The following is a 15,778-nucleotide window of genomic DNA, read 5'->3' on the forward strand; positions in this document are numbered from 1 at the left end:
AAAGAAATTAAAGTGAGCTAACAAGGAGGGGGCAATAAGTGGATCATACAAAACGATAATCCACTTATTTTCACCCATTTACATTCAAAACGTATACCTAAAAAAGTGGTTGATTTACAGTCCGAATTAGCGAATTTTTCGCACTAAATCGTCAAAATCCTCTCTCGATCCACGGGCTTTATTCCTTACTTTCGCCCGATAATTATAAATTGTATTCACCGAATAACGAAGAAACTCCGCAATTTGTGAACTGTCTTCAATACCCAGACGTATCAAAGCAAAGATGCGCAGTTCAGTATTCAATAACTCGCCTTTCTTCGGTAAAATCTGTTCATTTTCCTGTAATAAGTCATTGAATTTTCCCACAAAGTTAGGGAAGAGATGCAAAAAGGCTGTATCAAAGTTAGCATACAATTCTTCCAGTTCTTCATCAAGAGCATCCTGGGAACGCGTTATCTTTAATAATTCCGCAATTTGTCCGGCGGACACTTTCTTATTCACCATCCGCCGGTAAGCGTCTAAACGGTTGATATAAGTAGAACACAACTTGATGAAACGGGCAATATATTCTTCCTTAATCTGATTGGACTCTGAGAGTTCGACATTGGTAGAGGACAGGCAACTATTCATTTGCCTCAACTCCTCATTCAATCCGTTTAACTGCTTATTAGCTACCTGAAGATGATTTCTTGCATCTGCCAGCTTTTTCATCTGACAGTAGATATATCCCAAAGCTACAATCAACAACACCAACAGTGCAGTGATAAGCAGCAGGTTCTGTTGAAGACGGTCGTTCTGCTTTTCAATCATTGCCTGATAGGTTTTATCAATCAATGAAAGCACGTCAGCACTCTGCCAACTACGCAAACGGGCATTGTAGAACTTGGTCGCATTCCACGAAAAGCGCATATATTGGTACGCACGTTCCATATCACCATCTTCGTAAAGTAGCTGGGCAAGCATCCACAACGAAGCATGGTCCTTAATGGCAGAACGAATATCCGATATAGCAGAAAGACAAAGATTCCGTTTCTCTCCCAGACTATCATTACTGTACTTGTAAATCAAAGAACGATGATAAGTAGCCATCGCATATTGGGGAGTATATGGTTCTATTTTCGTCAACCGGAGATCATTCACTTTCAGGGCTTCCTCATACTGGCGTTGATCGCGAAATGAGGCTTCACGCATCAGCAGGTATTCTTCCGATTCCGGAGGCAATATAGCATATAATGAATCTCTATATGCCTGCGAGATACTCCAATAACGTCCCGAAAGGGTTTTATCCTGTGTATAAACGCCCAACTCGCCATACACATGGTCAAAGCAGGTGTAATAATCGGCTATTAAACGAGGAATGATTTTCCGACGGTCTACCGATTCCAACACATCAAGAGACTCTTTATACATTCCAGTTGATGATAATAATAGCGAAAGCTGCAACTGACTTTCTATCTTCCGGTCTGCATCATGCAAGCGCTCTGCAATCCGGATATTTTCATTCAAATAATGGATGGCAGAGTCGCAAATAAAAGCTTTATATTCTTTGTATATCTGACTGTTCAGATTGTACTGTTCCGCAGAATTAGGTTCTATTCCGTGTGTCAGTTCTTTAAGATGCTTGATACGTGATTCACGTTGAACCACATACGTCTCATGTTCTTGAATCGTCAAATCAAGCACATTCAACAGTGAGTCCAGGGTCTTATCGGCCCGGGTATATAATGGAAAAGAGAGAAGTAAAAGAAATATCAGGTACTTTTTTTTCATCGGAGTATTAAACTTTAATAGAAGATTACAAGATTAATAAAGACAAATGTAGAGAAAATCTTCGTAATCTTATTACAAATAGTTCATAAATTAAAGGAACAACCCCCGGATACATACCTGATAAAAATAAATACCATATTACCAGCCGAAGCTCTTACCAATAAAAGTATTATCTTTGTTGCATGAAAAAGTTAGTCATTGTAGGATGTGGACGACTTGCAGAAATCGTTGCGGATGCAGTTGTCAAAGGCTTATTACCAGATTATGACTTGGTAGGTGTCTATTCACGTACAGCTTCAAAAGCAGCGCACATCGTTCATAAAATGCAGCAATATGGCAAGCCTTGCATTGCTTGCGCCACATTGGAAGAGTTATTGGCATTAAAACCAGATTATCTGGTGGAATCGGCCTCTCCTGCCGCTATGCGGGAATTGGCTTTGCCGGCATTGAGAAACGGAACCTCTGTCATTACCTTGTCTATCGGTGCTTTGGCAGACGAGACATTCTATCAGGAAGTGACAGAAACCGCCAGAGCAAATGGTACACGGGTCTATATTGCATCCGGAGCTACCGGTGGATTCGATGTTTTAAGAACTGCCTCTCTGATGGGAAATACAACGGCCCGCTTCTTCAATGAAAAAGGTCCTAATGGACTCAAAGGAACTCCCGTTTATGATGATTCTTTGCAAACGGAGCAACGTACTGTTTTCTCCGGTAGTGCTGCGGAAGCTATTCGCCTCTTTCCAACCAAAGTGAATGTTACAGTTGCCGCCTCACGAGCTTCTGTCGGTCCGGAGAACATGCAGGTATCCATACAGTCTACTCCCGGATTTGTGGGAGATACGCAAAGAGTAGAAATCAAAAATGACCAGGTGCATGCCGTAGTAGACATTTATAGTGCCACATCGGATATTGCAGGGTGGTCAGTAGTGAGCACCCTGATTAATATCGCATCACCCATTGTATTCTGACAGATTGGCCAACACTTTTGCGCTCAGGCGGTCAAACGCCTGACGCGTGCGGCCAGTAGACACCTGCATACAACGTACATGCGGATGATTGAGCAGTTGCTCACCCCCCAACGCGCCTATCGTGTCACAAAAACAAAGGTTATCACCTTCCAGCCATTCAGTAAAAGCAGCCTCATCCCATGCCGGCGACAAACCGGTATTGAATAAGATCTTCCGGTTACCCATCTGCTTAAATTCCTCTTCGTGCAACAGAATCGTATTTTTATTAAGGCAACAACAAATGACTTCACTCTCTGCCAGGAGTTCCCTCAATGGCAAAAAGCGATATCCTTTGGCAGTAGCCACTTCTTTCTCACTGCGGGCATAATATGAAATATCAGCACCAAAAAATTTCAAGGCATCCGCTATCATGCCGCCAGACTTACCCAGTCCGACTATTCCGACTTTCAATCCGGTGACCTCACGAGGCAACTCCTCCCACGATTCCTGCCCAAAGCCGTGCAAACAGCGCACCAACTCACTGACTACATATTCCACTACTCCCTCGTCACCATAATCCCGAATACCTGTCACCGTGATACCCCGTTCATTAGCATAGCGAATATCGACATTGGCACTTTCGGGAGAATAGAGTGAACAACACATTCCAATGTATTTCACATTCGGACAACACTCGAGTACATACCGGTTGATACGGGAGGTATAACTCAAAAGCACCGCATCAGCATCTCCGATACGGGCAATGATTTCATCATCATTCACGGGTATGTCAGGATACATCACCACCTGACCGGCAAATGAATACAACGCTTTTTCGGCCGACGGAACCAGACTGACCGGCTCTATAGCTACAAGTTTCTGAAACATCGTTTTTTTATTTTAGATTATTCGCGGTTAAGATAACCAATTGAAGAATAAACACTTTGCATAATTTGGGGAATTGAGAGATAACAATTTGGTAACTGTGCGCATTTTAGCGATTTGCAGAGTTGTATCTTCAAGTAACTCTTTCGAATACAAAAGTAACAAAATTCTCTCAGGAAACAAACTCACGACCGGTTTTTATACAATTCGACAGTAAAAAAAACTCCGTTATTCGATAATCTTCCTTTTGACAGAGGACAGCTTTCCTAAGTCATGCGGAGTAAATTGTATAAAGCAAAAGGATCCCTGCAATTTGACAGTAGAGACCCTTTTTGTAAGTTGGGCGGAGATATATTTTGTAATCTGCCGATGGCAGAGCGTTTTTAATCGACTACTAATTAAGATATAATCTTTTTACGACAACATATGTCGTCTACCGCATCAGGCATAAAATTGGATTTCAAAAAATAAATCAGACCGCCTCGAAGTTCAACTTCGGGAAAGGCGCGGATTACTGCTGCCCGAAGGTGATGCTATTCCATCTCATGAGTTGGCCGTTGGGCATCATAAGCCATTCGTTGTCGCTGGAGACTTTGGGGGCGGCATTGCCACCCTGCTTCTTATCGGCGTTCAGCACGAGGTCGCACTTGGCGGGATTGAATGCGCTATCTCCGTAATGACTGTCTCTGTTGTGAAAAACGGCGGTGCGCTCTATACTGCTGCGACCATCACTTATGTCAACGAAATTTCCGGCTGCGGTGGCTTCTATCCGGGTGAGGCTGCGGCAGCCCGTTACGATATAAGTGCCGAACTCGGTACACTTCGGTATTTTGAGCGTTTCGAGGCCCGTGCATCCGTAGAAAGCCTCCTGGCCTATCGCAGTCACATTATCCAAAGCGAGCGTCTCCAATGAAGTGCATCCCCAGAATGCGTTTAGATTAATCCAAGTAACCTGCGAAAGATTCACCGTAGTCAGCGCAGTGCAACCTGAAAAAGCACTACCTCCGATTACCTTCATATCATCGGGCAGCGTCACCTCCTGCAAGGCGGTGCAATTCGCAAAGGCGACATCGGGTAGAGTTGGCTTTCTACCCCAGTCCGTCACTCCGGTGAGGTCGCATTTCGTGATTTTTTTATTATTGATAAACGTACCCCAGTTACCGCCAATTCCTGTTTTGGAAAGTTCGCCCGTCAGCTTGATTTCGGTGAAGCCTGCGGCGAGGGCGGCAAGGATGGTTAGCTGCGCTTCGTCGGCAGTCATGGAGGTCATGTCGATGTTGCCGGAAGTGGGGGGTGTGAAATTCTTCAGGCGCAGCTTGATTTGATGTTCCGCCGCCGGGTCGAGGTAAAGCTCGAAGTTGTCGTCGTACTTCTGATGCGGCTCTCCATAGAGGCTGACCATTGACTCCGGATCCACTTTCAGACGGTCGCAGTCCGCCTGCGTCAGTTGGTAACCGCCGGCACCTTGGGCGATGGAGGTTACACCGGTCGTGGTGAAAAGGAGATGCACATCACCCGTGAGGGCTTTCGGAACGGAGATAAGGGGATGGGAAACGGTCGGGTTATAAATGCTGTATAGGTCTATGTAAGCCCCGGCAGCGGTCTTTCCCCCGTTCAGCACGAGGGTGGCGCCATACCAGACGCTTACACAGCACGAACCGCTGACTGCCGTGCAAGACAATTCGCAGCCGTCACCCAGTTCCAATGCCGCTTTCTCGCCGACAGCCACAATCATGGTTTCATATTGCCCGTTCAATGCCACGTCTTTGCCCAGCGTAATCCTGCCGTTGTAAACACCTACCGCGGAGTTCATACCTTGTCGGACCAGATTGATATTGGTGAGTTCGATATAAACGGCATCGGCGTCGGGGCTGGAATTGCCGAGGAAGTGGAAGTTGTTGCCTTCCCCTTCCCAGGTGAGGGTGTGGCCGCCGTCTATCTTGAAGTGGCCGCTGCCGTTTATGGGAGGGGTGTTGTAGTCACCTCCCGCGGGTATCGTGATGTCGGCGCCCAGCGTGACGAGTGTCGGAGCGTCGGCCGAGGTGCCGCCCGTCTGCAGGGCGTCGAGCAGGGCGTCGTAGGTGGTGACGGTGATACCTTCCGGCACGGGCTCCGTTACCGGATCGTCCTTGCTGCACGAAGCAAAGACTACTGTTGCACATAGCACTAACAAAGAACAAATCTTTTTCATGTTGTTTTATATTTGATTAATATTCATGGGAAAACAAAAAAGCGCAGAGCGGTTTATGCCCTACGCAGCAAAAATATAATGAAAATTTTGGATGATTGGTGCACGTTTACGCATATCTGACGTCGAAACGTGCAACACAAGTGTTTTTGTGGATTTATTGTATGTTGGAACAAGCTGTATCGCCAAATATACAACAGTTTGGAGGTGTTATCTATTTTTGTACTCGGTAAAGGATCCCCTGTTATCTCCCGGAAGATTTTACAGAAATGGCTTTTGTGGGCAAAACCCGAAAGCTCGGCAATCCTCTCCATTGTATAATCCGGATGTTTCGCCATTTGCTCTGTGGCGTATTCTACCCGTTTATTGTTCACCCAACGTTTGAAACTCACCCCGTAAGTCGAATTGATGAATACAGATAGTTTCCGTTCCGGGATATGCAGAGCCTCGGCATAGTCGCCCAGCACAACACCCTGCTGGAGATACAATAATAGTTTTGCCATTTCATCTTCCAGTTCCCTGTCTCCTTCACTCTCCTTTGTCGGCTGCGATTCTTCCTTCTCCTCTATCGCGGGCAAAGCCTCATAGTAAAGTTTGTATTGGTAGTTGATATACCTCACTCCAAAGTTAAAGTAGTACACTGTAACCACCACCGTAATTATTCCGTCGAATAATGGGGCAGGGAATATACTGAACACCAGAACGGCAATGCCGATACAGGCAGCCTCGTAGAACAGTCTCGAAGCCCACCGGAATTCATATTTGTCGGTGTCGGAGAAATAGTTCTCAATCTTGGCCATATAATTCCGTTGCTCACGCCGGAATAAACGGACGTAAATCACGATCTGCGTCAGATAAGTAGCCGCAAATACAGTTCTTAACAAAAGAACCGGATTCGTGATATTCGCTATATACTCATCCACCGAATAGATCCTCACATCAGGAAATAGAAGTATCGTTAATAGATAGAGTCCCACAAAAAACAATGTCGGGCAGAGGTGTCGCAAAATATTTCGCCGGCAAACGTATGGTGAATGAAAAAGTATCAGCACAATAAAAGTAAAAAGCGCCGCCTGCAACTGTGCCGCAACGAGCACAGGCATTGCAAATATCTCGGCAACGCTCTCCTGCACCCTGTTGTAAAGGATAAGCGCATTGCACAGAGCCACGATAATCGATGCAATACCCAGGAATCGTTTGGCATTGCGGTAGTGCGGGTTTATTAGCTGTGGGGCTGTTTGAATCAACAGTAGAGCCATCCCCATCGTCAGACAACCGAAGATATTGAAGTAGTATATGATATCCAACATATTATAGTTGTGTTATCGGTCAAACAACATTCGGACGAGAAATCCACTGTAAGGCTGTTTCATAGACACCTCATCACCGTTTTACCTGTATTCACAGCCAAAGGTACTGTATTTTTTTAGCCATACATCATACTTATACCACATTTTGCACTGATTCAATCCATTCGGGCAGATACTACCTCTTCATTTCTCTGTTCTGTTCCCAATCTCCAATCTTGTACGGCAAAGGTTTCCATCGATATTCCGTTAGATTTCACTACTCGCCATCCGGTTCCTTTCGTGGCGGTGCAATGAAATGCATCTGATTACCCCGTCCCTCTCGTTTGATAATGCCTTCGGCTGCAAAAGATTTAAGATCGTCCAATGCAGTATTCTTCAGGCGTCCTGTAAGTTGCGTATAAGTGGCTCTTGTGATGAAGCCATGCTCTCCGATATATTGCAGGACGAGTTTCTTCAGATTGTCTCTGCCCCACTTACGCGAAGTGTTGAAATCGACACACTTTCTACGCTCCAAATCTCCGCGAATACCTACACGCATACTCTTGGAAGCACGGAAATTCACCCCGTTGAAAGCTACGGATTCAGAACGAATATCATTCTTATTTGCTACCAATCGGGAAGCTTTCACTTTGGCTGAAAAGAAACCGAACTCTCCCAATTCGACGCGGTATCCTTCACCCAGATATTGCAATACATCGTCTTTCAGTTCCATCAGGATACCTTCTATCACTCCTTCCTTAAATCCGGTTCTCTTAGCAACGCCACGGATCAATCGTTCTGCCGGAATCGTTCCACTGTAGACAATGTCGGCATACATTGTTTCCGTTTCTCCTTCCTTAGTAGTCAAGGCAGGCTTCTTCTTTAAATTGTAAAAGGCCATAATCTTATTGTTATATTTAAGACTTTTCAGTGCAGAGAATAAAGATTTTCAGTGCAGAGATTTATCATTGTTTATGCACTCGGGTAGTTGTCCGGTTGTAACGGGACAATAGTCACTTTGTAAACAGCCTAATGTCACCTTATAAGGTGATATTTATCACTGCATAAGGTGACCACCTGTCTTTACAAGGGTAAAAAACAGTAAAGATACAAAATTAATTAGCGGAAAGCAAGAGACGGCACAATAAAGCTCAATATATGATTGTAATATGATTGCAAAATAAAATTCATCTGCCAACTACCGGACATCGGTTTCTCTTTATTTATTCACATAGATTTGTTGATTTCTAAATTATTTCAGTACATTTGCCCGACCTACTTCTATTGCAGAAAGGATGAAAATAGACGAAATACAGTGCATAAAAGAACTACGCAACGGCTCCTACCAGGCTTTTACACAGATTTATGAAGCCTATGCCGACCGACTTTACAGCTTTGTTCTTAAACAACTAAAAAATCGTTCCCTGACACAGGATATTGTTCAGGATACATTTTTACGCCTATGGGACAACCGTAACCAGTTGAATAGCTTCGGCAATCTGCAAGCCTTTATTTTCACTATTGCCAAACATCAGGTAATCGATTATTTCCGCAAACAGGTCAACGAACTGCAATTCGAGGATTTTATGGAATACTGCGAGAACCAGGCAACTGACGTATCACCGGAAGATATCTTATTGTACGACGAATTCCTGCAACAACTCCAACAATCGAAGAAAGTTCTGTCACAACGGGAACACGAGATTTATGAATTAAGCAGGGAGAAACATATCCCCATCAAGCAAATAGCCGAACAACTGGATCTCTCCGAACAAACGGTGAAAAACTATCTGACTTCCGCCCTGAAGATTCTTCGCAGCGAAATGATGAAATATAATATTCTCTTTATTTTCTTCCTGTAATAGTATTCTTTATAACGGCTGTCAGAAGTAGTTTCTTTATCCCATCAAGTCAAGATACCACCTAACAGGTTATTTCACATTTCCTAATTTTATGTTATAGAACATAAAGAAATCATAGTACTCCCCTATTTCATTCACGTATAACCAATAGAAACACCCATAAATATGAAAGCACTATTTAAAGATTTATACCGTCAGTATCTTGAAAAAGGAGTTTCTCCTACAGACTTCGGACAGTTCAAGGAAGAACTCAATCACATTCCGGATGAGGAACTCTGGAATGTCATGATAGATATGGAAAAGGATGCTACGACGGAAATCGGGATGCCTCCCATGATGAAAAAACAGATACGAAAAGAAATGCATCAGATTATCTGGAGACGGCGTTGGATACAGATTACCAAATATGCTGCTGTAATCGCCCTGCTTGTGACTTCTTCTCTCGGCGTTTATTCTTTATTGAATACCCCGGAAACACAACAAATGATAACTGCCAATGTAAAATCGGGCAGTAAATCGGAAATCATATTACCAGATGGAACAAAAGTGCAACTGAATGGTGCCACCACTATCACGTACGATGTAAACAGCTCCAAACAACGATTAGTACAACTGTCGGGAGAAGCCTTTTTTGATGTGGCAAAGAATCCCGACTGTCCTTTCAGAGTGATAGCCAACGGCCTGCAAATCGAGGTAGTAGGAACTAGTTTCAATGTAAATACTTATAAAAAAGGCGTTGTTGAAACATCCCTGCTCACCGGACAGATTAAAATATCAGGCGGCTCCTTTCCACAAGAGTATATTCTTACTCCCGGCGAGAAAGCGACCTACTCCAGTATCAACAATGCACTCAAAATAACCCAAGCTGACGTTCATGTGGAAACCGGCTGGTGCGACGACTATTTGATATTCGACTCCGAACCTTTGATAGATGTCATTGAGGAGATAGAGAGATGGTATGGAGTAGAGATCGAGCTAAGATGCCCCCAAATCGGACAGGATTTATTATCCGGCTCTTTCCGCCACGAAAACATACAGAATGTGATTCATTCATTGAGTCTGCAATACAAGTTCAAATACGAGATACATAAAGATAAAATCACTATTTATTAACCATTTGAAAGAAAGGAGCCTATGAAGAACAGTTAGTAATTATATAAAGAAACAACCAAAGAATCGCCCAATCCTTTGGTTGTATGTAAGTCGATAAAATTAATCCATTAAACATGAAAAATAGTATCAACTATGAATTACACAAAGTTAATTTTTTCCTTTAGAAAGAGGAGGCAGAATCTCCTTATTTTTAGAAACTTTACCATTTTACTTGTTGCGTTGGTTTTATTACCCGCAGGAGTATCGGCACAAAAAGGAAATGTGTCGGTAAACATCAATAATGGTACGGTGAAAACATTTATAAAGGAGATCGAGAAGCAAACCCGGTATACATTCGTTTATCGGAACAATGTCCTCAACGACCAGGCGAAAGTGAGCGTCAATTGTAAAAACAAGCCTCTCGACCAGGTCCTGTCGCAAGTGTTCACTCCTTTGAATGTTTCTTATTCGCTTAATAACAACACTATTGTATTAGTGAAAAAAGAATTACAGCAACAGAAAAAAAGTGAAAAGAAAACGATCAAAGGTACCGTAACAGACGGAAGAGGCGAGCCGATTATCGGAGCCAATGTCATACAGGAAGGTGGAATCGGAACAATTACAGATGTTGACGGAAACTTCACCGTTATGGCAGACCCATCCAAACCGTTGAATATATCCTATATCGGATACAAAAAGAAATCTGTCCGTATCGGTGCTTCACCAACAGTCAGCATAGCGTTGGAAGAGGATGCACACGTCATGGATGAAGTAATCGTCATCGGATATGGTTCCAAAACCAAACGGGATGTCACATCTTCCATTGGAACTTACAAACCGGGAGAAGTCAATGTCCGCCAAGTACTAGGTGTTGACGAATTGTTACAGGGACGCGTATCCGGAGTGAATATTACGTCAGCATCCGGCGTGCCGGGAAGTAAAAACCGGGTGAGCATCCGTGGAATCGGTTCAATCACCGCAGGTAACGAACCGCTGTATGTAATCGACGGAGTACCGATCAACAATACGTCAGGAGATACCGGTGCTTGGGGTGCACAATCGATGAATGGTCTGAATGATTTCAATCCTTCCGATGTGGAATCCATACAGATTTTAAAAGATGCGGCTTCTGCTGCTATTTACGGCTCGCGTGCGACGAATGGCGTTATCTTGATAACAACCAAAAAAGGAAGCAAAGGACAGGCGAAAGTGAGTATTGACACGAATGTCAGTTTCTCCAATTTGACCAGAACAGACAAACTGGACATGGCCGACACTGATCTGTTTCTGGAAGTGCTGAATGAAGCTATCGACAACTATAACCTGCAAACCAACAGTACCCAGGCACGTATCGATAACCCCGCACCGGGAAAGGCGCAGACAAACTGGCTTGATCTGGTGCTCCGTACGGCTGTTACCTACACGACTACCGCGTCTGTGTCAGGCGGAACGGACAAAACGAACTATTATCTGTCCGCCAATTACAAACACAACGAAGGTGTGATTATCAATAATCTGCTTAAACGTTACAATCTGAAGGTTAATCTGGACACAGAAATCAAAAAGTGGCTCAAAGTAGGAACTTCCCTGAATTTAAGTTATTCGCGCAATAACCGTGTCCCTACCGGTTATAACATAGGAACCAGTGTTATCACCCGTGCCATCGAACAACGCCCTTGGGATTCTCCTTATCGTCCCGATGGGGAATATGCTGTCGGAGGACAGGAACTGGCCAACCATAACCCGATACAGGCACTTAACGAAGAAGATGTATATATCGACAACTATCGTGCCTTGGGGTCACTCTATATGCTGTTCAACATTACGAAAGACTTAAACTTCAAAACTACACTCGGAGAAGATTTCAATTATACGGAAGAGCATATTTATTACAGTGCTGACCACCCTTATGGCAATAAAGTGGGAAAACTGATTGACGGACGGAAATCCTATGCGAGTACGTTATGGGAAAATGTCCTCACTTATAAGCACTCTTTTGCAGAAGATTTCTCTCTGGACGTGATGCTGGGACACTCCATACAAAAGGACGTAACTTCTTCGGCTGCCCAAACGGGTATTGGATTCCCCTCTCCTTCTTTTGATGTCAACTCTGTTGCCGCCGAGTTTTCAGATGTAAGTACAGGACTTTCCTCATTCTTGTTACAGTCATTCTTCGGCCGTTTAAGTCTGAACTACAAGAACCGCTATTTACTAACAGGAACAATGCGCACTGATGGTTCTTCCAAATTTATATCCAACAATCGCTACGGATATTTTCCATCTGTCAGTGCGGGTTGGAATCTCGGAGAAGAATCTTGGTGGAAATTTCCACAAACCGATGTAAAGCTCCGCGCAAGCTGGGGTTGCACCGGAAATCAGGGAGGAATCGGTTCCTATGCCTATCAAGCATTAGCCGGTGGAGGGTACAACTATAATGGTGAGAATGGCTTAGGACTGACTACTGCAGGTAACCGCGACCTTAAATGGGAAAAAGCCCAACAAGGTGACATCGGAGTGGATCTTTCTTTTTTCAGAGGTGCAATCACATTCACAGCAGATGCATTCATCAAAGATACCAAGGATTTACTTTACCAGAAACCGACTCCCGCTACGTCAGGTTATACTAGTCAGGTATGCAATATCGGATCAATGCGTAATAAAGGACTTGAATTTACACTGGGAGCCAACCTTGGCAAAGGCTCGTTCTCATGGCATTCGGATTTCAACATCTCCTTTATCAGAAACAAACTGACCGCTCTTCTCGATAATAACGAGATATTGACAACTAGTTCTATGCATGCCCTCAAAGTCGGCGAACCGATAGGTTCTTTTTATATGATTAAATGGAAAGGTATCTATCAATCGGATGATGAGATTCCCGCCAAGATTTACGACCAAGGAGTAAGAGCAGGCGACTGTATTTACGAAGATGTAGATGGTAATGATGTCATAGACGAAAACGACAAGCAGTTTGTCGGCTCCGCTAATCCGAAATTCACCGGTGGTTTCAATAATACATTCAAGTACAAAGGTTTTGATTTGAGCATGTTCTTTACATTCTCATCTGGCAACAAACTTTATGAACTGTGGACCGGAGGTTTACGAATGGGCAACGGTACATGGCCAATCCTGAAATCGTCAGCAGAATCCCGTTGGACCGGCCCGGGTAGTACAAACAAGAATCCGCGGGCCATTTACGGTTATACATGGAACTCGACCAAATTTGTCAATACCCGAATGTTACATGATGCATCTTATATCCGCTGCCGTACAGCTTCAATCGGATATACTCTCCCAAAGAGTTGGATTAACCGGCTACATATTGATAATCTCCGCATATATTTCCAGGCAGATAACCTCTTCGTCCTGACGAAGTGGCCGTATCTGGACCCGGAAGTAAATGTAAGCCTCTCTGCAACCAACATGGGATATGATTATCTCTATCCGTCCCAACCACGTACGTTTACAATAGGTGTCAATCTTAAATTCTAACAGATATGAAGAATTTTATTATATCGTTATTAACAGTATTATTGGTATTTGCCACTAGTTGCAACGAAATGGACCAATATCCGCATAATGCAGTATCCAGCGATAACCTCACAGAAGAGGATGCTCAATTACTGCTTACCGGGCTTTACTTTTATATACAGAACAAGCCGACAGTCAACGGCTATCTCACACAAGACATTGTCGGCGGAGATCTCGTTCGTGGCGGGGCCACAGGATTGAAAGACCCCGTATTGCTAGTGAAAGACCTTGTCACCCCCGAAAGCGGCTTCGTCAGTGGACCGTGGGATGGATTTTATACCGCTCTCTACCAAGTGAATTCACTGATTGTCGCACTTGACAAATTAGCAGCCAGCCAGTCACGAAACGAGATATTGGGAGTAGCCAGCTTCTTTCGTGGTCTGATTTACTATCACCTGGTTAGCCGCTATGGAGAGGTACCCATTCTCGAAGCTCCTTTTTCGGGCGATATCGCAGCATCTACAGAAGAAGAAGGATGGAGCTTTGTAGAAAAGAATTTTCAGGTGGCTATAGATTACGCTCCAACTTTCTCCGACAAGTATTACGTCTCCAAACAGGCTGCAAAGGCTTTAATGGCAAGAACCAAACTTGCACAAGGCAAACTGACTGAAGCTGCCAAACTTGCCGAGGAAGTGATAGGTGATGCCAATTTTTCACTTGCCGACTTCGACCAGATCTTCCGTGGAAAAGCAAATCGCGAAGAGATATTCTCATTTGTAAATCTGCTCAATGAATCGAGCGTAAATTTAAGTGCTTCCCTCTATTCACGGGCTTCCGCCAATGGAGGTAGTTATACGTATGCACCGACTATGAAAGTGATGAATATGTTTGAACCGGACGATAAACGTACTGCCATATCCATCGATATGCAGGAAACAAATGAAGTCATAAATAAATATCCCGGCGGAGAGGTTACCACTGATCCGATCATTATTACCCGCCTTGGAGAGATGTATCTAATTAGTGCCGAAGCACAAGGACTTTCCAAGGGACTGTCCCGTCTGAATGAACTTCGGAACTTCCGCGGCCTTTCTTCTGTACATCCCGCTACGGAAGAAGACTTCATAGATGCAATTCTAAATGAAAGACATACGGAATTACTGGCAGAAGGGTTCCGCTGGTTCGACCTTGTCCGCCTCAACCGGTTGGAAAGTGATCTCGGCTTTGAACGTAAGTACAACAGATTACCTATTCCTGCGAAAGAGAGGTCTCTCAATAAACTTTTAAATCAAAATTCATATTGGGCTAACTAAAACGATGAAAATGATGAACTTATTAAAATACATGCAGATTCTGTCATTTGTATTACCACTGGCTTTCTTAAGCTGTTCGAACGATACAATTGAAGACGTACACTTTATCCCGCAGACAAAAATCGGTCAGAAACTATTAGCAGGCAGTGAAACAGTGGCACGCATATATACTGATACCAGCTTTGTTGTCGCATTGGGAGTTACGGAAACAGATGTCCATTTCCAGAAAGCAGACAGTCGCTCCACGCATATATTTATAATCGATATTGATTTGAATGAACCGGGAGTTTCATTAGAAGTAGGTATGCCGTATGATGCCGATGTACGCAATAACTTTCAGCGACAGACGTTGACGGAGATGGCAGATTATGCCGACCGTCCGTGGCACCGGGTAGCCGCCATGATTAATGCAGATTTTTGGGATGTCAGCACAATGGATATCAGAGGCCCCATTCATCGCAACGGAGTGATCTTAAAAAACTCATTCATTTTTAAGGAGTCACTTCCTCAACAAGCTTTAAGTTTTATCGCGTTGACAAAAGATAATAAGATGGTTATTGCCGATTCTGTGGAATATCGGGGTATGCAATACAACCTCAAAGAAGTGACCGGAAGCGGAGTTATCGTGCTGCGCGACGGGGAAATATCCGGTGCAACTTATCCGGGTATCGACCCGCGTACCTGTCTTGGATATTCGGATGACGGTCATGTCTACTTCATGGTGGTTGACGGACGTGTGGAATTCTACTCTTACGGACTTACTTATCCGGAAATGGGTTCGATAATGAAAGCATTGGGATGCTCGTGGGCTGTGAACCTGGATGGTGGCGGTTCTACCCAAATGCTTATACGACACCCGATAGCAGACATATTCCAAATACGGAACCGGCCTTCTGACGGACAGGAGCGACCTGTTGTGAATGCATGGATGGTAACAGTCAATGAACCTTAAAACTCT

11 protein-coding genes are annotated in these 15,778 nt (G+C 44.0%); 6 read left to right on the forward strand and 5 right to left on the reverse strand.

The window, feature by feature from the left end; translation table 11 throughout:
• Nucleotides 1-126 precede the first annotated feature (126 nt).
• Complete coding sequence (locus tag CJF29_RS23105; protein ID WP_099146085.1) at nt 127-1,770, reverse strand: DUF6377 domain-containing protein; 1,644 nt, start codon at nt 1,768-1,770, stop codon at nt 127-129.
• A gap of 182 nt (nt 1,771-1,952) precedes the next feature.
• Here CJF29_RS23105 and CJF29_RS23110 point away from each other — a divergent pair, with 182 nt between their 5' ends.
• Complete coding sequence (locus CJF29_RS23110; RefSeq protein WP_099146086.1) at nt 1,953-2,741, forward strand: aspartate dehydrogenase domain-containing protein; 789 nt, start codon at nt 1,953-1,955, stop codon at nt 2,739-2,741.
• On the opposite strand, the gene CJF29_RS23115 is transcribed toward CJF29_RS23110, so the two are convergent.
• From CJF29_RS23115 to CJF29_RS23130, 4 genes are all read right to left on the reverse strand, one after another.
• A complete protein-coding gene (locus tag CJF29_RS23115) occupies nt 2,724-3,608 on the reverse strand; it encodes a D-isomer specific 2-hydroxyacid dehydrogenase family protein (protein ID WP_099146087.1) in 885 nt (294 codons plus the stop codon). The two genes, CJF29_RS23110 and CJF29_RS23115, sit on opposite strands and share 18 nt — an antisense overlap.
• A gap of 508 nt (nt 3,609-4,116) precedes the next feature.
• Nucleotides 4,117-5,796, reverse strand: a complete 1,680-nt coding sequence (locus tag CJF29_RS23120) for a leucine-rich repeat domain-containing protein (RefSeq protein WP_099146088.1) — start codon at nt 5,794-5,796, stop codon at nt 4,117-4,119.
• 53 nt (nt 5,797-5,849) lie between these two features.
• Complete coding sequence (locus CJF29_RS23125; protein WP_255299320.1) at nt 5,850-7,103, reverse strand: AraC family transcriptional regulator; 1,254 nt, start codon at nt 7,101-7,103, stop codon at nt 5,850-5,852.
• 256 nt (nt 7,104-7,359) lie between these two features.
• A complete protein-coding gene (locus tag CJF29_RS23130) occupies nt 7,360-7,983 on the reverse strand; it encodes an HU family DNA-binding protein (RefSeq protein WP_004322532.1) in 624 nt (207 codons plus the stop codon).
• A 394-nt stretch (nt 7,984-8,377) separates the two neighbouring features.
• Between CJF29_RS23130 and CJF29_RS23135 the strand changes: the two genes are divergently transcribed.
• From CJF29_RS23135 to CJF29_RS23155, 5 genes are all read left to right on the forward strand, one after another.
• Nucleotides 8,378-8,944: an RNA polymerase sigma factor gene (locus CJF29_RS23135; protein WP_004298079.1), complete on the forward strand. Its 567-nt coding sequence runs from the start codon at nt 8,378-8,380 to the stop codon at nt 8,942-8,944.
• Nucleotides 8,945-9,109: 165 nt separating this feature from the next.
• Nucleotides 9,110-10,057 carry a FecR family protein gene (locus CJF29_RS23140; protein ID WP_074558842.1) on the forward strand — a complete coding sequence of 316 codons (948 nt, stop codon included), beginning with the start codon at nt 9,110-9,112 and terminating at the stop codon, nt 10,055-10,057.
• Nucleotides 10,058-10,189: 132 nt separating this feature from the next.
• Nucleotides 10,190-13,528 carry a TonB-dependent receptor gene (locus CJF29_RS23145; RefSeq protein ID WP_099146089.1) on the forward strand — a complete coding sequence of 1,113 codons (3,339 nt, stop codon included), beginning with the start codon at nt 10,190-10,192 and terminating at the stop codon, nt 13,526-13,528.
• Between the two features lie 5 nt (nt 13,529-13,533).
• Entirely contained in the window at nt 13,534-14,820 is a 1,287-nt protein-coding gene (locus CJF29_RS23150; RefSeq protein ID WP_074558845.1) for a RagB/SusD family nutrient uptake outer membrane protein, read from the forward strand.
• Between the two features lie 10 nt (nt 14,821-14,830).
• Nucleotides 14,831-15,772: a phosphodiester glycosidase family protein gene (locus CJF29_RS23155; RefSeq protein ID WP_229119762.1), complete on the forward strand. Its 942-nt coding sequence runs from the start codon at nt 14,831-14,833 to the stop codon at nt 15,770-15,772.
• Nucleotides 15,773-15,778: the final 6 nt, after the last annotated feature.

The sequence above is a fragment of the Bacteroides celer genome, assembly GCF_002632415.2.
Lineage (GTDB): Bacteria > Bacteroidota > Bacteroidia > Bacteroidales > Bacteroidaceae > Bacteroides.